Consider the following 19,875-nt stretch of genomic DNA (forward strand, 5'->3'; position numbering starts at 1 on the left):
CCTTCGCGTACGCCCGACCGCCCACCCGCACCCACCACCCCGTTGTCGACAAATACCCCGGCACATCGGTCATTTCGCCGCGGCGGCGTCAACACCGCTCCAGAGAAACCTTCTTCTCTGTAGCTCGACCGAGTGACTAAATGTCGCCAAATCATCACCTAGCGCTACGCTCCTCGCGTGACGCACTCCGCCAACTACACCCAGAAGCCGCGCCGAGCGCACCGGGGCCCCGCCCGCCGCATCGGCCGCACGCTTGCCCTCGTCCTGCCCGTGATGCTGGTGCTCTCCGGGACCCTCGCGGTCACCAGCGTCAACTGGTCGGGAAACGCCTCGGACTCGATGCTCACCGCATCCGCCGACAACCTCTCCAAGCCCGCCAAGTCCCGCGCCCCGCACGACGTCCTGCGCGACCGGCTCCTCCTGGAACTCCAGGAGAAGAACCCGGGCGTGGCGCTCACGCACCTCCAGCAGGAGGTGAACCGTCATCCTTCGCTCGCCCGGCACTGTGTCGCGCTGGCCCGTGCGCTCGGCCGCGCCGCCGTCCGGGTCTACGGCCCGTCGCGCGCCCAGTCGTATGCCAGGCCCGTCTGCGACACCTCCTTCGCCACGGGCGTGGCCGCGGCCCATCAGAAGGGCTGAGCGGACCGCCGCGCAGCGCCGCGTAGGGTTTCCGGCATGACCACGCTGAAGCCCACGCAGGCTGTCGTCCTGGCCGGTGGCCAGGGCTCCCGGCTCCGCCCGTACACCGACGACCGGCCCAAGCCGATGGTCGAGATCCCCGGCACGGGGACCCCGATCATCGGCCATCAACTGGCCTGGCTCGCCGAGGAAGGCGTGACGGACGCCGTCGTCTCCTGCGGGCACCTCGCCGAGGTACTCCAGGAGTGGCTGGACTCCGCCGACCTGCCGCTGAACGTCAGCACGGTCGTCGAGAAGGAGCCCCTGGGCCGCGGCGGCGGCCTCAAGTACGCCGCCCGGCACCTGCCGCACGCGGACCGGCCCTGGTACGCGACGAACGGCGACATCTGGACCCGCTTCTCGCTGCGCGACATGGCGGCCTTCCACGCCGAGCGCGACGCCACCGCGACCCTCGCCCTGGCCCGCCCCCGCATCCCGTGGGGCGCCGTCGAGACGGACGCGTTCGGCCACATCACGGACTTCATCGAGGCCCCGCCGTCCCCGTACCTCATCAACGCGGGCGTGTACGTCTTCTCGGCCTCCTTCACCGCGCTCCTGCCGGACCTCGGCGACCACGAGCGCACCACGTTCCCCCGGCTGGCCCGTGAGAAGCGCCTGGCGGGCTTCCCGCTGCCGCAGGGCGCCTACTGGCGCGCGATCGACACCGCGAAGGACCTCACCGAGGCCGCCAAGGAGCTCGCCGCACAGGGCCGTTGACCGCCCGCGCCGACGTTCCTTTCGTACGTACGCCGATGGGGCCCCGCACAGAGCGTGTGCGGGGCCCCATCGGCGTACCCGGGGCAGTGGGGTCACGAGGTCCTCAGCGGCCGAGCACACCGCCCAGCAGACCGCCGGGCTCCTCGCCGCCGGTGCCGCCCGAGCCGCCGGACGAACCGGCACCGCCCGAACCGCCGCCCGAGCCACCGCTGGACGAGGGCCCCGCGGTGGTTCCCGCGGCCGGCTGCTGCTGCGGCGCCGACTGCTGCGGCGGGGCCTGCCCCGCCGTGCTGCTGCCCTGCGTCTGGCTGGGCTGTCCCGAACCCGCCGTGCCCGTCTCACGGGCCGCGTCCGGCGCCGTGGCGCCCTGCGTGGGGCTCGCGGAGCCGCGGCTGCCCTGCGTCGGCGAACTCGACGAGGCGGACGGGCTCTGCGACTGCCGACCCTGCCGCTTCTTCGCGGGGTCCTGGGGAAGCGCGGAGCCCGGCAGTTCGTTGCGGGGCGCCTCGCCGGGTCCCGGCACGGTGACCCGGTCCGCGTCGCGCACCGCGCCGCCCAGCATCGAGCCGATGAGCAGCGTGAGGCCGACCACGACCGACCCGATCATGCCGCCCCGCCGCAGCACGCGCCGCCGCAGGTCCCAGATGTCGGAGCGCGGGCCGAGCGTGCGCCACGCCTCACCGGCGAGCCGTCCGTCGATGGAGTAGACGGGCGCGCCCGCGATGATCAGCGGCGACCAGGCGGCCAGGTAGATGATGTCGGGCGCGTCGTAGGCGGGCACGGTCTTCCAGCTCACGGTGACGATGAGCGCCGCCGAAAGCAGCACGCCGATCGACGCGGCGACCCGCTGCCAGAGCCCGAGCACCGTCAGGACGCCGACGACGACCTGGAGGAAGGCGATGCACAGCCCGGCGCCCACGGGGTGCTGGAGGGCGAAGTCGCGCAGTGGCTCGGCGAGCGCCCAGGGGTGCAGCGAGTTCAGCCACTTGACCATGGAGCCGCGTTCGCCGCCGTCGAAGTAGACGGGGTCGCAGAGCTTGCCCATGCCTGCGTAGATGGAGATGAACCCGAGGAAGACGCGCATCGGGAGCAGGACGACGCCGAGGTTCATGCGGCGGCCCGGGTAGTAGGCGTGCCGGACCGGGTCCGAGCCGTGCCTGCGCGCTCTCTCCCCGCCGCCGTCCTCGTAGCCGTCGGAGTCGTCGGAATCGTCGCGGTCGGCGTACTCCTGCTCGAACCGCTCGTCGTAGTCACTGCCGGGCAACCGCATCTGCGGCAGCATCCGGGTCTGGGATTCGGGGGCGCGCGGGCCGATCACGGCGGGCGTCTCGACGGTCGCGGGGCCGTCGTCGATGTCGACGCGCGGGATGACCTGGGTGGCGCCGCTGTCGTCGTAGGGCCCGGCCTCTTCGGCCGAACGGCGCACGCCGCCGCCGCGCACGGCCTGCAGCAGTCTGATGGCGCCCGTGTCGTCCGGATCGGACTTCCCGCTCCAGACGACGGGAGCGCGGCGCTTGGCCGTCGCGCCGCCGGCGGGGACGCGCACCGCCGCTTCGGGCATGCCCAAGTGCCGGGAGATACGCGGGGATTGAGTGCGCCCAGCGGCGGGAAGCTGCACGCGGAAACTCGCGTGATTGACGATGACCTGCGCCGGGTCGCTCGGCACCTTCACCATGCTCAGCGCGGGAGCATCGTCGAAACCTGACGAGCTTCCCCCAGTGGGAGTGCGGGGTGTTCTGGTGTCCACACTCATCTAACCGAGTGATGTGTGTTTAGGACACTGCCTTGACCATGGAGAAATGTCCGGACCGCGTCAAGAGATCACCGCGGCCCGGACATCTACGGGGTACCGAGCGCCTGCTAGGCGCGGCGCCGCGCCGCCTCGTACAGCACGACGCCCGCGGCGACGCCCGCGTTCAGGGACTCCGCGCCACCGGGCATCGGAATCCGCACGCGGTAGTCGCAGGTCTCGCCGACGAGCCGCGAGAGGCCCTTGCCCTCGCTGCCGACGACGATGACGACCGGGCCGCCGAGCGCCTCCAGGTCACCGACCTCGTGCTCGCCGTCGGCGGCCAGGCCGACCACGGCGACGCCCGCCTTCTTGTACTGCTCAAGGGCGCGCGTCAGGTTCGTGGCGCGGGCGACCGGCGTGCGCGCGGCGGTACCGGCCGACGTCTTCCAGGCACCGGCCGTCATACCGGCGGCGCGGCGCTCGGGCACGAGCACGCCGTGCCCGCCGAACGCGCAGACGGAACGGACGACGGCACCGAGGTTGCGCGGGTCCGTCACGCCGTCGAGGGCGACGATCAGCGGGTCCTTGCCCTCGTCGAACGCGGCGGCGACGAGGTCCTCCGGGTGCGCGTACTCGTACGGCGGCACCTGGAGCACGAGGCCCTGGTGGTTGAGGCCGTTCGTCATGCGGTCCAGCTCGGGGCGCGGCGCCTCCATCAGGTGGATGCCGCCGCGCTCGGCCGCGAGCTGCAGCGCCTCGCGCACCCGCTCGTCGTTGTCGATGAACTGCTGGACGTAGAGCATGGAGGCGGGCACGCCGTCGCGCAGCGCCTCGAAGACCGGGTTGCGGCCGACGACCATCTCTGAGGTCCCCTTGCCGCCGCGCCCCTTCGGCGCGGGGCGGCGGCCGCCCGGAGCACCGGCGGCCTTCTTGGCCTTGGCGTTGGCGATGCGGTTCTTCACATGCCCCTTGCGCGCCTCGGCGGGCGGCGTCGGGCCCTTGCCCTCGAGGCCGCGGCGCCGATTGCCGCCGCTGCCGACCTGCGCGCCCTTCTTGCCGGACATGCGGCGGTTGTTAGCGGCCATGACCTACCTGTCTGTCGTGATGCGTGGGCGCGTACGAAGGTACGCGCACGGGTGTACGTCTATGAAGTGTGCCGCCCGAAGCGCCGGGCGGCACATCAGCGGGTGCCTAGCGCGGGCCGAGCGTCCAGCGCGGGCCGCTCGGGCTGTCCTCGATGACGAGGCCCGACTGGTTGAGCGAGTCACGGATGGCGTCGGCGGTGCCCCAGTCCTTGCGGCCGCGGGCGGCCTCCCGCTGGTCCAGGACCAGCCGGACGAGGGTGTCCACGACGCCGTGCAGATCCTCGCCGCGGTCGCTCTCGCCACCGGCCCAGTGCGGGTCGAGCGGGTCGAGGCCGAGGACGCCGAGCATGGCCCGCACCTCGGCGAGGCGCGCCACGGCGGCTTCCTTGTCGTCGGCGGCCAGCGCGGAGTTCCCCTGCCGGACCGTGGTGTGCACGATGGCGAGCGCCTGCGGGACGCCCATGTCGTCGTCCATGGCGTCGGCGAACGCGGGCGGGACCTGGGCGGCGGGCTCGACGACGCCCCCGGCCTTCTCCACCACGCGCTGCACGAAGCCCTCGATGCGGGCGAACGCGGACTCGGCCTCGCGCAGGGCTTCCTCGCTGTACTCGATCATCGAGCGGTAGTGCGGGGTGCCCAGGTAGTAGCGCAGGACGATCGGGCGCCACTGCTTGACCATCTCGCTGACGAGGACCGAGTTCCCGAGGGACTTCGACATCTTCTCGCCGCTCATGGTGACCCAGCCGTTGTGCACCCAGTAGCGCGCGAACGTGTCGCCGAAGGCCTTGGCCTGCGCGATCTCGTTCTCGTGGTGCGGGAAGATCAGATCGATCCCGCCCCCGTGGATGTCGAACTCGGTGCCCAGGTACTTGTGGGCCATCGCCGAGCACTCCAGGTGCCACCCGGGCCGACCGCGCCCCCACGGGGTCTCCCAGCTGGGCTCCCCCTCCTTCGCCGCCTTCCACATGGCGAAGTCCCGCGGGTCACGCTTCCCGGTCTCGCCCTCGCCCTCGGGCTGGAGCAGATTGTCGAGCTCCTGGTTGGAGAGCTCCAGGTAGCCGGGGAAGGACCGCACGTCGAAGTAGACGTTGCCGTCGGACTCGTAGGCGTGGCCGCGCTCGATCAGGCCGCGCATCATCTCGACCATCTCGGTGATGTGGCCGGTGGCGCGCGGCTCGTAGGTGGGCGGCAGGCAGCCGAGCGCGTCGTATCCGCTGTTGAACGCGCGCTCGTTCTCGTACCCGATGGCCCACCAGGGCCGACCCTGCTCCGCCGACTTCCGGATGATCTTGTCGTCGATGTCGGTCACGTTGCGCACGAACGTCACGTCGTAGCCGCGGTAGGCGAACCAGCGGCGCATGATGTCGAAGTTCAGGCCCGACCTGATGTGCCCGATGTGCGGGGCCGCCTGCACCGTGGCACCACAGAGGTAGATCGAGACGCAGCCGCTGTTGAGCGGGCTGAAGTCACGGATCTGCCGGGCGCTGGTGTCGTACAGGCGAATCGTCACCACTCCAGGGTAGTGGGCGCAGGACAGTGCCCTACGCCCCCTTGGCCCACCGCACACGGAACTGTGACGTGAGGCGCGCCCTGGGATCCCCCGTCAGATGCTGCCGACGACCTTGCGGGCGCTCACCCGGACGACGACCCGCTGGCTGTCGTTCTTGGAGCCCGGATTGAAGTCCGCGTACTTCTTACCGGTGTACTTCATCGACAGCTCGTCGATGAGCTCCTGGCCGCCCTCCGTGGTCATCTCCGCGGTGCCGCGGATCTCCGCGTACGTGTACGGCGCGTCGAAGGGCTGCACCAGCACCGTCACCCGCGGATCGCGCCGCAGGTTCTTCTCCTTGCGGCGGTCGACCGTGGTCGAGAACAGCACGTCGTCGCCGTCCCGCTTCACCCAGACCGGGGAGACCTGGGGGCTGCCGTCGGGCTGGATGGTCGCCACGGTGATGAAGACAGGGGTGTCGAGCAGGGCCTTGAGGTCGTCGGACAGTGCGGCGGACATGTGGGTCACTCCTTCGTGGGCCGGACGTACGGCGCTTTCGCCTGTACGAGGCATACGACTACCCCGTCGAACGCCTCACGACGACGAACGTACGACCAACGCGGTGGCGATCGCCGCGAGCCCGTCGCCGCGGCCAGGGAATCCGAGGCCGTCCGTGGTGGCCCCGGAGACGGAGACGGGCGCGCCCGCGGCCTCCGAGAGCACCTTCTGCGCCTCGTCCCTGCGCTTGCCGATCTTCGGGCGGTCGCCGATGATCTGGACGGCTACGTTGCCGATGGTGAAGCCCGCGTCCCGGACGATGCGGGCCGCCTCGGTGAGCAGCGTCAGCCCGGAGGCGCCCGACCACTCCGGCCGGCCGGTGCCGAAGTGGGCGCCGAGGTCGCCGAGGCCCGCCGCGGAGAACAGCGCGTTGCACGCGGCGTGCGCGACGACGTCGGCGTCGGAGTGCCCGGCGAGTCCGGGCCCCTGGTCCTCCCACTTCAGGCCCGCGCACCACAGCTCGCGGCCCTCTTCGAAGGCGTGGATGTCCGTGCCGATGCCGACCTGCGGGAGCACGACCGGGGCCTGGGGGGTCTCAGAAGCCATCGTTGGCCCTCCTGCGGGCGAGTACGGCCTCGGCGAGCACGAGGTCGAGGGGGCGCGTCACCTTGAAGGCCTCCTCGTGGCCCGGCACGCACACGACGGGCAGCCCCAGCTGCTCGACCATGCCCGCGTCGTCCGTCACCGGTCCCGTGACGGTCTCGTGGGCGCGTACGAGCGTCGCGCGGTCGAATCCCTGCGGGGTCTGCACCGCACGCAACCGCGCGCGCTCGGGCGTGGCGACGACGGGCTCGGGGCCGCCCGGCTCCGCCGCGGGCTCGACCTCCTTGACGGTGTCGGCCAGGGGCAGCGCGGGGACCACGGCGGGCGCCCCTTCACGTACGGCCTCGATGACGCCGTCGACCGTGTCGACGGGCACCAGCGGGCGCGCCGCGTCGTGCACGAGCACGATGTCGAAGCCGGGCGGCAGCGCGTCGAGACCGGCCCGCACGGACTCCTGGCGGCTCTCCCCGCCGGGCACGACGAGGAAGTCGGTCCGCTCGGGCAGCGCGTGGTCGTCGAGGAGGGTCTTGACCCCGGGGGCGCCGTCCGGCGGTGCCACCACGACGACGAGGGAGACGGCACGGGACTCCGCCATGGCGCGCACGGCGTGAATCAGCATCGGGGTGCCGTTCAGCGCACGGAGCGCCTTGGGGGCGCCAGGGCCGAGGCGCACGCCCCGCCCAGCCGCGGGAATGACCACCGCGGTACGGGATTCGCTAGACATCGGTTCCGTTCAGGTTTGTGTGCTCGGCCGACGTGGGTATGGCCACACCGTGCCGGGCGGGACGGACGCCTTGACCGGACCCTTCCGTGACATTCGGTCGAGTCAGCCGCAAGAGCCCGGCACGCCAGAGCATGGCCCTTCGGGGTCGTCCCACGGGTGCGGGGTGCTGCGCGCGAGGTTCCGAAAGGTTCCGGGTACGAACATGCCGCAGCGCCCGGCGACTCCATTAAGGGTCAGCGGGCACCGCGGCATTGCTGCGCCTGGTCGACGCGGGAGAGCCGAGAGCGTCCATGCGCCTCGAACCGTCCGCGTCAGGACGCGAGGACCTCGTCCAGCAGGGCCTCGGCCTTGTCCTCGTTCGTGTTCTCCGCGAGGGCGAGCTCGCTCACCAGGATCTGGCGGGCCTTGGCGAGCATGCGCTTCTCGCCGGCCGACAGTCCACGCTCGCGCTCCCGACGCCACAGGTCACGGACGACTTCCGCGACCTTGATGACATCGCCGGAGGCGAGCTTCTCGAGGTTTGCCTTGTAGCGGCGCGACCAGTTCGTGGGCTCTTCGGCGTACGGCGCGCGCAGTACTTCGAAGACCCGGTCGAGGCCGTCCTGCCCGACCACATCACGCACGCCGACGAACTCCGCATTGTCCGCTGGCACACGCACCGTCAGGTCGCCCTGGGCGACCTTCAGCACCAAGTAGGTCTTGTCCACGCCTTTGATCTGGCGAGTTTCGATGGCCTCGATCAGCGCGGCCCCGTGATGGGGATAGACCACGGTGTCGCCAACCTTGAACGTCATGTGACAGGTACCCCTTCCGTGGCTATCCATCCTAACACGAGAATCGCCTCTTCTGAATGGCGTTTTCGCAGGTCAGGGCATATCTCGGGGCTTGACAACAGCAACAAGAACGTGCTGCGGAGGGCCTGCGGAACGGGGTATTCGCAGGTCGGAGCGGCTCTTCGGGGAGCCGGAAACGCCCCCGTCACACGCCCCCCGAGAGCGCTCCGAGCGGCTGAACGTCCCGGTTTGCGCGGTTCCAAGCGGTGAACTTTCGATACTCCGTTCGGTGACCGAAGAGGTGTGCCAAGTGGCGTCCGGCGCGATTCCCGAATTGATCAAGCGGCGCGATGATCAATTCTCCGGACCCCCATGCATTCCTTACGGGAAATCCGCAAGGCGTGACACCCGGGCTCTTGACGACGCTTTTGCGAAAGGTGGCCGAGGGGGCAATGAGGCGGATGGGCCCGAGAGCCGTCGGCGAGGCTCGCGGGGCGCGGGGCGTGCCGGGTTCACCGCCGGGTCCGCCGGTGCGTGCGCGGTCGCCTGTGCTGTCCCGTGCGCTAAGGGGCGGGTCGGGTGCGGCGGCGTGGGAACGGCTCGGTAATGTAAGCGTGCTGACACATCCTTAGGACGGCCTTACGGCCGCCCGCCCGTCCTGTACCGCCCACGTTCAAGGAGATGCCGCCGCCGTGAGCCGCAGCCTTCGACGCGGCGCCCTCGCCGCCACCGCCCTCGCGTTCTCGCTTGCCTCGCTCACTGCGTGCGCCGCAGGCAACAACGCACAGACGATGGAGGTCAAGCCGGACAACGCCGCGACCTCCGTCGGCGACATCAAGATCCAGAACGCCATGGTCATCACGCAGCCGGACCTGGAGTCGACGGGCCCGGCCGTGGTCGCCGCGACGATCTTCAACTCCGGTGACAAGGCCCAGACCCTGAACTCCATCACGGTCGACGGCACCGACAAGAAGGCCAAGCTCACGCGCGGCAAGGACGACAAGGACTCCAAGCCGAACGGTCCGCTGACCATTCCGGCCGGCGGCTCCATCGTCATCGGTGGCAAGGACAACGCCTCGGCGGTCCTCTCCGGCAGCCGCGAGGCGGTCAAGGACGGCAACGCGCAGCCCGTCACCTTCGCCTTCAGCAGGACCGGCGACGTGAAGATGGAAGCGTTCGTCGTACCGGCAGGCAGCTACTTCTCCAAGTGGGGCCCGAGCCAGCTGCCGGAGTCCCCGGACGGGAAGCCGTCCAAGCCGGGCAAGTCCGGAAAGCCGCAGGAGCCCGGCACGGGCACCTCCGGCAAGCCGTCGGGCAACCCCTCTGGCAAGCCCTCCGGGAACCCCTCAGGAAAGCCGTCCGGCGACGCGGACGAGAACTCGGGCATCGCCGCCGACCCGTCGGACTCCGCGGACGCCGGGACCGGCGTCCGGCACTGATCGGCGTAGAAACCACGATGAAGGGCGGGACCCCACCGGGGTCCCGCCCTTCATCGTGAGCACTGCTGTTTACGGCTCGAACTTGTAGCCCAGGCCACGGACCGTCACCAGGTAGCGCGGGGCCCCCGGGTCCGGCTCGATCTTGGCGCGCAGGCGCTTCACGTGGACGTCGAGGGTCTTGGTGTCCCCCACGTAGTCCGCGCCCCAGACACGGTCGATGAGCTGCATGCGGGTCAGGACGCGGCCCGCGTTGCGCAGCAGCATCTCCAGCAGGTCGAACTCCTTCAGGGGCAGGTCGACCTTGGAGCCGGAGACCGTGACCACGTGGCGGTCCACGTCCATCCGGACCGGACCGGCCTCCAGTGCCTGCGGGGTGACCTCCTCCGGCTCCCCGCGGCGGCGCAGCACCGCACGGATGCGGGCGACCAGCTCGCGCGAGGAGAAGGGCTTGGTGACGTAGTCATCGGCTCCTATCTCCAGGCCGACGACCTTGTCGATCTCGCTGTCCTTGGCGGTGACCATGATCACCGGGACGTTGGAGCGGCTGCGCAGCTGGCGGCAGACCTCGGTGCCGGGCAGGCCCGGCAGCATGAGGTCCAGCAGGACGAGGTCGGCGCCGTTGCGCTCGAATTCGTCGAGTCCGTCCGGGCCCGTTGCCGCGATGGCGACTTCGAAGCCCTCCTTGCGGAGCATGTAGGACAGAACGTCGCTGAAGGATTCCTCGTCCTCGACGACGAGCACTCGGGTCACGGAAGGACCTCCGGGGCAGGAATGGGTTCGTACGTGGTGGTCGCGGCGGTTTCGTCGGGGATGGCCCCGTCGTCGAGTCCGCCGCCGTGACCCGGTCCGCGGTCGCGGTGGGCGGCCGCCTCGGGCAGCCGCAGGGTGAACGTGGAGCCCTGACCCTCCGAGCTCCACACGGTGACCTCCCCGCCGTGCGAGGCGGCCACGTGTTTGACGATGGCGAGACCGAGACCGGTGCCGCCGGTGGCCCGGGAGCGGGCCGGGTCGACGCGGTAGAAACGCTCGAAGATGCGCTCCTTGTCCTTGTCCGAGATGCCGATGCCCTGGTCGGTGACCGCGACCTCGATGAGGTCCCCACCGGGAGCGGAGACCCGGCGGGCGGCGATGCCCACGCGGGTCCTGGCGGGCGAGTAGTTCACGGCGTTCTCCACGAGATTGCCGAGCGCCGCCGCGAGCTGGCCGCGGTTGCCCCATATCTGCAGGTCGGCGGTGCCGCCCGCGGCCATGGTGATCTGCTTGTGGGAGGCCTGGTGGCGGCTGCGGTCGATCGCCTCCGCCACCAGTTCATCGACACGGACGGGTTCGGCGTCCTCCAAGGGGTCGTCGTTCTGCACCCGGGAGAGGTCGATGAGTTCCTGGACGAGGCTGGTCAGACGGGTCGCCTCGATCTGCATGCGGCCCGCGAAGCGCTCCACGGCCTCCGGGTCGTCCGAGGCGTCCATGACGGCTTCGGAGAGGAGCGAGAGCGCCCCCACGGGGGTCTTCAGCTCGTGGCTCACGTTCGCCACGAAGTCGCGTCGTACGGCCTCGATGCGGCGGGCCTCGGTGAGGTCCTCCACGAGGAGCAGGACGAGCCGGGAGCCGAGCGGGGCCACGCGCGCGGAGACGGCCAGGGCCTCTCCGCGGCCGGTGCCGCGTCGCGGCAGGTCCAGCTCGACCTGGCGTATCTCCCCGTCGCGGCGGGTGTCGCGGGCCATCTGCAGCATCGGCTCGACGGCGAGCTTGCCGCCTCGGACGAGTCCAAGTGCGTACGCCGCCGAGCTGGCCTTGACCACGCTGTCGGCCTCGTCGAGGACGACCGCGGAGGAGCGGAGCACGGAGAGCACCGTGTCCACGCCCGGTGGCAGTACGGGGTCGGTGTGCAGGGAGGTCCGGGTGGGGCGTTTCTGGTCGCGCTCGCTCCATCGGAACGCCAGCATGGCGATGACACCGGTGCACACCCCGGCGATCGCTGCCGCTGCGGCGACCGCCGCGTTCACGTCCATGCCTCAAGGTTATGCGCCGAGTAAGCGCCGGTCACAGCCGTACGGGTGCCGGCTCGAACACTCGTCGCCCAGAGTTCACCGTGGGGACGGTGCTGGTTCACTTCCCCCGGGCGGTACGGGCCCCGGGTGATCAAGGATGTGGTCCCGCGTCGCCCACAGTTCACCTTGATGACGGTGGTGATTCATGTGGGGTGCCGGAAACGGACGCGTCGGGCCCGCACCGTGGGAGCGTAGGGGCCAGCCCCCTGAGACGTACTAGAGAGGGACAGCCACATGCGGGACGCGTACCACGAGGAACTTGACTCGATCGGCGACAGCCTGGTCGAGATGGCCCGCCTCGTCGGGTCCGCGATCGGGCGCGCCACGACGGCCATGCTCGACGCCGACCTGAAGATGGCCGAGAGCGTGATCGCCGCCGACCAGAAGGTCGACGATCTGCAGCACGACCTGGAGGCACGCGCGATAGCCCTGCTGGCGCGCCAGCAGCCGGTCGCCACCGATCTGCGCATCGTGGTCACCTCGCTGCGCATGAGCGCCGATCTGGAGCGCTCGGGCGACCTCGCCCAGCACGTCGCGAAGCTGGCCAGGCTCCGCTTCCCGGATTCCGCGGTGCCGCGGGATCTGCACGCCACGATCCTGGAGATGGGCCAGCTCGCGCAGCGCCTGATGGCGAAGGCGGCGGAGGTCATCATCACCAAGGACGTCGACCTGGCGCTCCAGCTGGAGCAGGACGACGACGAGATGGACCAGCTGCACCGCACGCTCTTCCAGCACCTGATGGACGACCGCTGGAAGCACGGCATCGAGACGGCCGTCGACGTGACGCTCCTCGGCCGCTACTACGAGCGGTTCGCGGACCACGCGGTGTCGGTGGCCAAGCGGGTCGTGTACCTGGTCACGGGCGAGCACGCGGACGAGATCCAGCCGACGGGGCAGGCGCCGGTGGAGGGCGCGTAGGCCCTTTGTCTGCCGTGTGTGCCCCGCGTGACGTCAGGTTGTCACGCGGGGCACAGCTTTTTCGGCTCAGCGGGTCTGGCAGGTCAGCCGCAACCGCCGCCGCACTGGCAGGAACCGCCCGACTGGCAGCCGCAGCTGCACCCCGGGCCGCATCCACAGGCGCCGAGCGGGACTTCGGGAACGTATTCGCGCGTGGGGGACTCGGCCATGGTCTCCTCCTCGTAGGCGTACGACGTACTGCCTGATGCCCATTGCATGCCCATGGGGACGGGGCGCATCAACGGCGCACACGCGCGCGGGCTGTTTCTCCGAACCGGCGTGCGACACGGTCGGCACAGGCGAACATCCACCCATGCCCAAGAAGAAGCAGCGGAGCAGGAAGAGCCAGAAGGTGAGCGGCGGCAGACGCCCTGCCACCGCTCGCGAGAAGGCCGTCCTGATCTACCACGACATGGCGGTGTACGAGAACTTCGAACGCTGCGCCCGACGCCTCTTCGAGGTCCTCCGGAGCGCGGAGAGCCGGATGCCCGGCAAGCCCCGTCACCTCTTCCTGAGGGTGCAGGGCCACCGCAACGACGCGGGCGGCTACGACCGCGACGCCATCGAGATCATCCAGAACTTCGCCATGGAGTACCTGCTCCCGTACCTGACGGAGCTGACGACGCCGTTCCACAGACTGGTGAACCCTGACGGACAGCGGAACGACGTACCGGACGAACTGCAGATCACGTACCCCGAGGAACCGGGGGTGGATGCGGGCTTCTGGTACGACGTGACCCTGCTCCCCCTGCGCCCGCGCGGGACGACGGAGAACGCGCGGAAGACGGCGCCGAAGCTCGCGGCGATAGCCGACTACCTGGGGATGGACCCGGCGTGCCTGATCTGCTGGGCCACCCCCGTGGACCGTGCACACGCAGTCCCCACGTCGCTCGGCGGCTCGATGGACGTCCGCAACTTCGCCCTGCTCTGCTCGGACCACCACCGCCAGGCGCCCGACATAGCCGACGCGGAGGCCTTCTGGGCCTGGGTGGACTACGCGGAGATCAGGGACGCGGGCAGCAAGTGGAACGGGGCGGCGCCCGAGGTCAAGGAGTGGGTGCGCGCGCACGGCGGCAGAACGGAGCCGAAGGACCGCGGCGAGACGGAGTTCATGGCCGCCGTACGGTTCGAGCTCCAGCACCTGTACGGCTGGGCCGACGCGGACTTCGAGAACATGTCCTGGGACCTCCTTCAGGAGTACCACCAGGTCCTGGAGGCGGCGACGGGCAGGCACTTCGGCGTGGAGAAGAAGGTCGCCACGCACGCGTGGGCGTACCACATCGCGAGGCGCCGCCTGGCGAAGCGCAAGGGTGAGACGGGCCCACTGCCGCCGGACCACCCGTGGACGGGAACCTGGCCGGTCCCCTGACCGACGACACCTGACGGCCAACGCGCCGATCGAGGCTCGCCCCAGTCCGACCTGCGAATCGCTTGAACTGCGCATCGATTCGGCCCCGAGGGGGTTCCATTGCTGCCAACTACAGGTAATCGGGCGGCCACGGCCTGGAGTTCGCGTTACACAGGAAGGCCGGGACGCTACTCACGTGCAGGGGGCCTGGCCGATGGTGCTGACGATCAACGTTGCGGTTCTCCTGGCCGTCATCATCGTCATACGTCTACGACGGCGCACCCAAGCCCGTAGCCGCAACGACGAACAGCTGACGGTGGCCATCGTGCTGGTCTTCGGCGTCCTGATCGCCCCGACCGGTTTCGGCCAGTGGATCGCCGAAACGGTCGGCGACCTGGCACAGGGCATCACGGACTCGGGGACGCCGTGAGATCCGGGCCCGCCATGAGGGGGCGGGCGAGAGCGGGCGGTTAGGCGTCGAAGTCGTACTCCAAGACGTACGAGGCGGCGTCCAGCGTCATTTCGTTGAACTCGACGGGGCGGCCTTCGGCCGTGAAGGCCGTGCGGCAGATGAGGATGACAGGGGTGCCCTCCGACATGCTCAAGCGCGCCCCCTCATCCTTCGACGGCATGCGTGAGCGAATCTCTTCGCGGAAGTGCACCGGTTTGTGGCCGAGGTCGGCGAGCCTGGCGTACGTTCCGCCCTCCCCGGTGTCCTCTTGGGTGATCGCGGATCCGGCGACCAGGGGCATGGGCAGGTAGCTCGTCGCGAGCAGGACAGGCTTGCCGTCCAGGACAAAACGCCGACGCCTCACGCACACCGGCTCTTCGGCGGCCAACTCCAAGACCTCACCGATGCGTTCGGGTGCGGTCTCCTCGGACACGGTGACCTGGTCCACTTCAAGGGAGCGGTTCTCGATGTCCGCCGACCAGATGGAGCGGCCGTTGCCCCACTGCTGCTCGGCCAGCCGCTGGATGCCTCGACGCCGCAGCGGGCGAAAGGTGCGGACGAACACACCGGCGCCCTTGCGGGCTTCAGCGAGGCCCTCGTCCCGAAGGACGCCCAGGGCCTGGCGTGCCGTCATGCGGGCAACGCCGTGCGTGGCCATGAGGTCGTTCTCCCCCGGCAGCCGATCACCAGGACCGTACTGGCCCGCCTGGATCGCCTCGCGCAAAGTGTCGGCGATTCGCTGGTACTTGGGCCGAGGGCCGTCTTCGGTGTGGGCCATCCCGTAGGGCTCCTTCCGCTCATCTCTAGACACCTTAGGCCGCAGGTTGGACGTTCGTTCGCTGCGAGTGGTCACCGGGACAGCCAGAGTGAGATGTATAGAGAGGTCGAGACCGGGGCCTCGGGAGCGAGAGGTGCAGGACGCCGATGACCTGCACGTTCGACCGCAATCCCTGCGAAGAGTCGCCGCGTCTCGGTGCGATGACCTTGCACCCCGTCGCGGAGTCCGTACCTCGGGCGCGGCGCTGGTTCCGGAGGTTCATCACTCCGTACGACCCCGCCTGCTCCATCGACGACTGCGTCCTGATGATCTCGGAGCTTGTGACCAACGCCGTGATCCACGGCAGGTCGGACGAGCCCTGGGTCGTACGGATGGAGTGGTCGTCGACTCCGTCGCCGACTCATGGCACGCCGGACCCAGCCGCTTCGGCGGAACCGTGGTCTCCTTCCGGATGGCCGACGCCTGGCCGTCCTGAGCACGCACTGATCCGGGAGCTACGGCCCATAGGGCGGCCAGCGCCCATACGTAAGCCCCCGGCCTAGAGACAGAGCAAAGGCAGGGGGCTTAACGCGTCAGGGCTACTTCTTCTTGCCCTGGTTCTTGACCGCCTCGATCGCTGCCTTCGCGGCGTCCGGGTCGAGGTAGGTGCCGCCCGGGTTCAGGGGCTTGAAGGCGGCGTCCAGCTCGTACGAGAGCGGGATGCCCGTCGGGATGTTCAGGCCCGCGATGTCCTCGTCCGAGATGCCGTCGAGGTGCTTGACCAGGGCGCGGAGCGAGTTGCCGTGGGCCGCGACCAGGACCGTCCTGCCGGTCAGGAGGTCGGGGACGATGCCGTCGAACCAGTACGGGAGCATGCGGACGACGACGTCCTTCAGGCACTCCGTCTGGGGGCGCAGCTCCGGGGGGAGCGTGGCGTAGCGCGGGTCGGAGAACTGGGAGTACTCCGCGTCGCGGTCGAGCGCCGGGGGCGGGGTGTCGTACGAGCGGCGCCACAGCATGAACTGCTCCTCGCCGAACTCGGCGAGCGTCTGGGCCTTGTCCTTGCCCTGGAGGGCGCCGTAGTGGCGCTCGTTCAGGCGCCAGGAGCGGTGGACCGGGATCCAGTGGCGGTCGGCGGACTCCAGGGCGAGCTGGGCGGTGCGGATCGCGCGCTTCTGGAGCGACGTGTGGACCACGTCGGGGAGCAGACCGGCGTCCTTGAGCAGCTCACCGCCGCGGACCGCCTCCTTCTCGCCCTTCTCGTTGAGGTTGACGTCCACCCAGCCGGTGAACAGGTTCTTCGCGTTCCATTCGCTCTCGCCGTGGCGGAGGAGGATCAGCTTGTACGGTGCGTCGGCCATGCCTCTGAGCGTAATCGAACCTCAGGGCGCCCCGCGCGCGCGGACAAGGGGCGGACAAAAGGGCGGGCGAAGGGGCGGACAGTTGACGGGCGTCGTCAATTGAGTGGCGGTTCCGGAGCCGGGGCTCGTAATTTGTGCCTGCCGCACCAGCCACTTACACATCCGGGGGACCGTCATGCCGTACACCGCCATGAGACGCGCCGTGAGCGAGAGCGTCTCCGGTCTGCCCCGTGCCTTCTGGTGGCTGTGGACGAGCACCCTGGTCAACCGGCTCGGGGCCTTCGTCGCCACCTTCATGGCGCTGTACCTGACGCTGGAGCGGGGCTATTCGGCCTCGTACGCGGGGCTGGTGGCCGCGCTGCACGGGCTCGGCGGGGTCGTCTCTTCGCTCGGTGCGGGCGTGATGACCGACCGGCTCGGGCGGCGGCCGACGCTGCTGATCGCGCAGGCCTCGACAGCCGTGTCGGTGGCGGTCCTCGGGTTCATGGAGCACCCCGTCGCCATCGCGGGCGTCGCCTTCGTGGTCGGCATGGCGAGCAACGCGTCCCGGCCCGCCGTGCAGGCGATGATGGCCGACATCGTGCGCCCCGAGGACCGGGTGCGCGCCTTCTCGCTGAACTACTGGGCGATCAATCTCGGGTTCGCGATCTCGTCCGCGGGTGCCGGGTTCATCGCCTCGTACAGCTATCGGGCCGGGTTCCTCATCGAGGCCGCCATGACGATGGTCTGCGCGATCGTCGTCTTCGCGAAGCTGCCGGAGTCGCGGCCCGTGCGGACGGAGGTGGAGAAGGCCGCCGAGCCGGAGGTGGGGCTCGGGACCGTGCTGCGGGACGGGCGGTTCATGGGTGTCGTCGGGCTCTCCTTCCTCGTCGCGCTGATCTTCATGCAAGGGTCCGTGGGGCTCCCCGTCGCGATGGGCGAGGCGGGGTTCACACCGGCCGACTACGGGCTCGCCATCGCCGTGAACGGCGTGCTCATCGTCGTCATGCAGATCCCCGTCACCCGCTTCATCGAGCACCGCGACCCGCGGCGGCTGCTCGTGATCTCCTCGGTCGTCGCCGGGTACGGCTTCGGGCTCACCGCGTTCGCCGGGTCGATCGGGATCTTCGCGCTGACGGTGTGCGTGTGGACGCTCGCCGAGATCGTCAACGCGCCGACCCAGACGGGTCTCGTCGTACGCCTGTCCCCTGTTCATGGACGCGGGCGGTACCAGGGCATGTACACGATGTCCTGGTCCGTGGCCGCGCTGGTCGCCCCGCTGATGTCCGGCTTCATGATCGACCGGTTCGGGGCGGAGTGGCTGTGGGGGACGTGCGCGGTGCTCGGGACGGTGGCTGCGCTCGGGTACTGGGGGCTGATGCGGGGGCTGCCCGCGGAGGCGTCCGCGGAGGCGTCCGGGGAGGCGTCCGGGGAGGTCGGCGCCGTCGTCGAGGTCAGCGCCGCAGCGCCCGTTGCGCCTCGTACAGATTCCGTGGCCGCACCTCTCCCGTAGTGCCGTACAGCTCCAGGCGCGTGTGCAGGTCGCCGGTGAAGTCCGGGACGTCGGTCTGGTCGAACTCGCGGACCGTGTTGAGGCCGACCGTCGCACTGTAGGGCGCGAGTCCGTCGATCTTCATCAGGCCCGCGCGGTCGTTGGTGACGCGGATGTTCCAGTGCGTGAAGCGGGCTCCGAAGAGGGGGCCCGCGCTCGCGTCGCCGCCGTGCCTGCCGTTGTTCTCGACGGTGATGTCCGTACGTACGTTCGCGAAGGGCATCCCGCGGTGGCTGTCGAACGTGCCCATCTCCATGTGGCCGCGCGACCAGACGTTGTAGGAGGACAGCCCCTCGACGTTGATGCCGTGCAGTTGGGTGCCGGGCGGCGCGGGGACCGTACGGGCGTCGATGCGGAAGTCGTCGATGAGGTTGTCGTGCGAACCCTCGCGGCAGAAGTACGGGTGGTGGGACCCGCGGCCCGCCACGCGCGTGCGGCGCAGGGTGCAGGCGGAGGCGGCGACGAGCCCGAAGCCGTTGTCGACGTGGCGCACGACGACGTCGTCGGCCCAACAGTCGTACGCGCACTGGAACGTGACGCCGTTGTAGCCCTTGTCGAGGAGGTGCGGGGACTGCGCCGTCTCGACGGCCTCCAGGGTGAGGCCCTCGACACCGGAGCCGGTCAGCGCCGTGACGTGGGTGGTCAGACGGGGATCCCACTCAGGGCGTACGTCGAGGGGGAGCGGCCGCTCGAAGGTGACCCGGCGCTTTCCGGGGTCGACGGCGGCGATCCGTACGGGCCACTCGTAGGGGACGTACGAGGTGAGCTTCGTCTTGTCGTCCCAGGTGTACGTCTCGGGGCCCGAGCCGCCGCCCGCCATGTGCTCCAGGAGGGTGTGGTCGGGGTCGTCCGAGAGGCGGAGGAGCACGAGGTCGCCCTTGTGGACGCAGGAGGCGTCGGCGACGGTCACGGACCAGGATCCGCGGTGGGCGGGGCGGACAGTGGTGAGGGTTTGCCATGTGCCGCGCTCGTTGCCGGTCCAGCCTTCGAAGGGCCACTTCTTGGCCTTGATGGCGTCGGTGAGGGACGCCCAACGGGACTGCGGGCAGAGCCAGATGAGGCCGCCCGCCCAGGACCAGCTGGACTTGTCGCCGCCGTAGCGGGAGCCGTAGGGGCCGATCAGCTCGGTGAGGCTCTTCGTGGCGAGGAGGGTGGTGCGGGTGCTGCCCGCGCCGCGGAGGGTGACGTTGTCGTGGGCGATGTGGATGAGGCCGTCGAGCCGGTAGGTGCCGGGGCGGAGCACCACGGTGCCGCCTCCTCGTCGACCGGCCTCCGCGAGGGCGCGGTTGATCGCGGGGGCGGCGTCCGACGTGCCGTCCGGGTGGGCGCCGAAGTGGCGGGCGTCAATGGGGCGGGCGTCGACGGGGCGGGCGTCGACGGGGCGGCGGGTAGGGAGCGGGTGTCGTCCCGTACGGAATCCGGCTCGGCCGATGTAGGGGATCTGGGGGTGGGTGTACGGGGCGGCCGTGAACTCCGGCCAGATGGGCGGGGTTTGGCCATGTCGGGCGGGGGTCGCATGTGCCGTGCCGCCCCCGGTGGCGGCGGTGGCCGCGGTGGCTGCTGCCGCCGCGACGGCTATCGCGCCGCCCAGCAGGCCTCGCCGGGTGGGGTGCGCGAGCTCGTACCCGTACCCGTGTGCATGCCCGTACCCGGACTCGTGCTCCATGCGCCCGCCACCCTCCAT

The 19,875-nt window shown here is 70.2% G+C and carries 19 protein-coding genes and 1 pseudogene; 8 read left to right on the forward strand and 12 right to left on the reverse strand.

Annotated features, from left to right (window positions below):
* The first annotated feature begins 177 nt into the window (after positions 1–177).
* Entirely contained in the window at positions 178–639 is a 462-nt protein-coding gene (locus AC068B_RS18515; RefSeq protein ID WP_468564041.1) for a hypothetical protein, read from the forward strand.
* 36 nt (positions 640–675) lie between these two features.
* Positions 676–1,395, forward strand: coding sequence for a nucleotidyltransferase family protein (locus AC068B_RS18520; RefSeq protein ID WP_356266742.1), 720 nt, complete (start codon positions 676–678; stop codon positions 1,393–1,395).
* A 103-nt stretch (positions 1,396–1,498) separates the two neighbouring features.
* Here the strand turns inward: AC068B_RS18520 and AC068B_RS18525 are convergent, their stop codons facing one another.
* The 7 genes from AC068B_RS18525 to AC068B_RS18555 all read right to left on the reverse strand — a co-directional run bounded on the left by AC068B_RS18525 (position 1,499) and on the right by AC068B_RS18555 (position 8,320).
* Positions 1,499–3,142: a DoxX family membrane protein gene (locus AC068B_RS18525; protein ID WP_478672738.1), complete on the reverse strand. Its 1,644-nt coding sequence runs from the start codon at positions 3,140–3,142 to the stop codon at positions 1,499–1,501.
* A 113-nt stretch (positions 3,143–3,255) separates the two neighbouring features.
* A complete protein-coding gene (gene rlmB, locus AC068B_RS18530) occupies positions 3,256–4,212 on the reverse strand; it encodes a 23S rRNA (guanosine(2251)-2'-O)-methyltransferase RlmB (RefSeq protein ID WP_356266746.1) in 957 nt (318 codons plus the stop codon).
* Positions 4,213–4,318: 106 nt separating this feature from the next.
* The gene (gene cysS / locus AC068B_RS18535) at positions 4,319–5,722 is read right to left on the reverse strand and encodes a cysteine--tRNA ligase (protein WP_478672612.1); all 1,404 of its coding nucleotides are present in this window, start codon (positions 5,720–5,722) and stop codon (positions 4,319–4,321) included.
* 93 nt (positions 5,723–5,815) lie between these two features.
* Positions 5,816–6,220, reverse strand: a complete 405-nt coding sequence (locus AC068B_RS18540) for a PPOX class F420-dependent oxidoreductase (RefSeq protein ID WP_478672614.1) — start codon at positions 6,218–6,220, stop codon at positions 5,816–5,818.
* Positions 6,221–6,295: 75 nt separating this feature from the next.
* Complete coding sequence (ispF, locus tag AC068B_RS18545) at positions 6,296–6,805, reverse strand: 2-C-methyl-D-erythritol 2,4-cyclodiphosphate synthase (protein WP_478672615.1); 510 nt, start codon at positions 6,803–6,805, stop codon at positions 6,296–6,298.
* A complete protein-coding gene (ispD, locus tag AC068B_RS18550; protein WP_468564053.1) occupies positions 6,795–7,526 on the reverse strand; it encodes a 2-C-methyl-D-erythritol 4-phosphate cytidylyltransferase in 732 nt (243 codons plus the stop codon). Before ispD ends, ispF begins: the two co-directional genes overlap by 11 nt.
* 311 nt (positions 7,527–7,837) lie before the next feature.
* Entirely contained in the window at positions 7,838–8,320 is a 483-nt protein-coding gene (locus tag AC068B_RS18555) for a CarD family transcriptional regulator (protein WP_003953493.1), read from the reverse strand.
* 671 nt (positions 8,321–8,991) lie between these two features.
* Here AC068B_RS18555 and AC068B_RS18560 point away from each other — a divergent pair.
* Complete coding sequence (locus AC068B_RS18560) at positions 8,992–9,738, forward strand: copper chaperone PCu(A)C domain-containing protein (protein ID WP_478672617.1); 747 nt, start codon at positions 8,992–8,994, stop codon at positions 9,736–9,738.
* Positions 9,739–9,807: 69 nt separating this feature from the next.
* Here the strand turns inward: AC068B_RS18560 and phoP are convergent, their stop codons facing one another.
* Positions 9,808–10,479 carry a two-component system response regulator PhoP gene (phoP, locus tag AC068B_RS18565; protein ID WP_466139850.1) on the reverse strand — a complete coding sequence of 224 codons (672 nt, stop codon included), beginning with the start codon at positions 10,477–10,479 and terminating at the stop codon, positions 9,808–9,810.
* Positions 10,480–10,484: 5 nt separating this feature from the next.
* Positions 10,485–11,747, reverse strand: a complete 1,263-nt coding sequence (gene phoR, locus AC068B_RS18570; RefSeq protein WP_356266758.1) for a two-component system sensor histidine kinase PhoR — start codon at positions 11,745–11,747, stop codon at positions 10,485–10,487.
* Positions 11,748–12,020: 273 nt separating this feature from the next.
* Between phoR and phoU the strand changes: the two genes are divergently transcribed.
* The 3 genes from phoU (at position 12,021) to AC068B_RS18585 (ending at position 14,521) form a co-directional block, all read left to right on the forward strand.
* Positions 12,021–12,704, forward strand: a complete 684-nt coding sequence (gene phoU / locus AC068B_RS18575; RefSeq protein ID WP_471297765.1) for a phosphate signaling complex protein PhoU — start codon at positions 12,021–12,023, stop codon at positions 12,702–12,704.
* 352 nt (positions 12,705–13,056) lie between these two features.
* Positions 13,057–14,112 (forward strand): HNH endonuclease signature motif containing protein, encoded by a 1,056-nt coding sequence (locus tag AC068B_RS18580; protein WP_478672619.1) that lies wholly within the window; start codon positions 13,057–13,059, stop codon positions 14,110–14,112.
* Positions 14,113–14,305: 193 nt separating this feature from the next.
* A complete protein-coding gene (locus AC068B_RS18585) occupies positions 14,306–14,521 on the forward strand; it encodes a hypothetical protein (protein ID WP_478672620.1) in 216 nt (71 codons plus the stop codon).
* 40 nt (positions 14,522–14,561) lie between these two features.
* Here AC068B_RS18585 and AC068B_RS18590 read toward each other — a convergent pair whose 3' ends face one another.
* On the reverse strand, positions 14,562–15,320 hold the full coding sequence (locus AC068B_RS18590) for a GntR family transcriptional regulator (protein WP_478672621.1): 759 nt from the start codon (positions 15,318–15,320) through the stop codon (positions 14,562–14,564).
* 146 nt (positions 15,321–15,466) lie between these two features.
* Between AC068B_RS18590 and AC068B_RS18595 the strand changes: the two are divergent.
* Positions 15,467–15,795, forward strand: a pseudogene (locus tag AC068B_RS18595) (ATP-binding protein).
* 103 nt (positions 15,796–15,898) lie between these two features.
* Here the strand turns inward: AC068B_RS18595 and AC068B_RS18600 are convergent.
* A complete protein-coding gene (locus tag AC068B_RS18600; protein WP_478672622.1) occupies positions 15,899–16,660 on the reverse strand; it encodes a phosphoglyceromutase in 762 nt (253 codons plus the stop codon).
* Positions 16,661–16,835: 175 nt separating this feature from the next.
* Between AC068B_RS18600 and AC068B_RS18605 the strand changes: the two genes are divergently transcribed.
* Positions 16,836–18,152: an MDR family MFS transporter gene (locus tag AC068B_RS18605; RefSeq protein ID WP_478672623.1), complete on the forward strand. Its 1,317-nt coding sequence runs from the start codon at positions 16,836–16,838 to the stop codon at positions 18,150–18,152.
* Here AC068B_RS18605 and AC068B_RS18610 read toward each other — a convergent pair.
* Positions 18,094–19,857 carry a glycosyl hydrolase family 28-related protein gene (locus tag AC068B_RS18610; RefSeq protein ID WP_478672624.1) on the reverse strand — a complete coding sequence of 588 codons (1,764 nt, stop codon included), beginning with the start codon at positions 19,855–19,857 and terminating at the stop codon, positions 18,094–18,096. The two genes, AC068B_RS18605 and AC068B_RS18610, sit on opposite strands and share 59 nt — an antisense overlap.
* Positions 19,858–19,875 lie beyond the last annotated feature (18 nt).

It is taken from the genome of Streptomyces sp. NPDC042371, assembly GCF_056437465.1.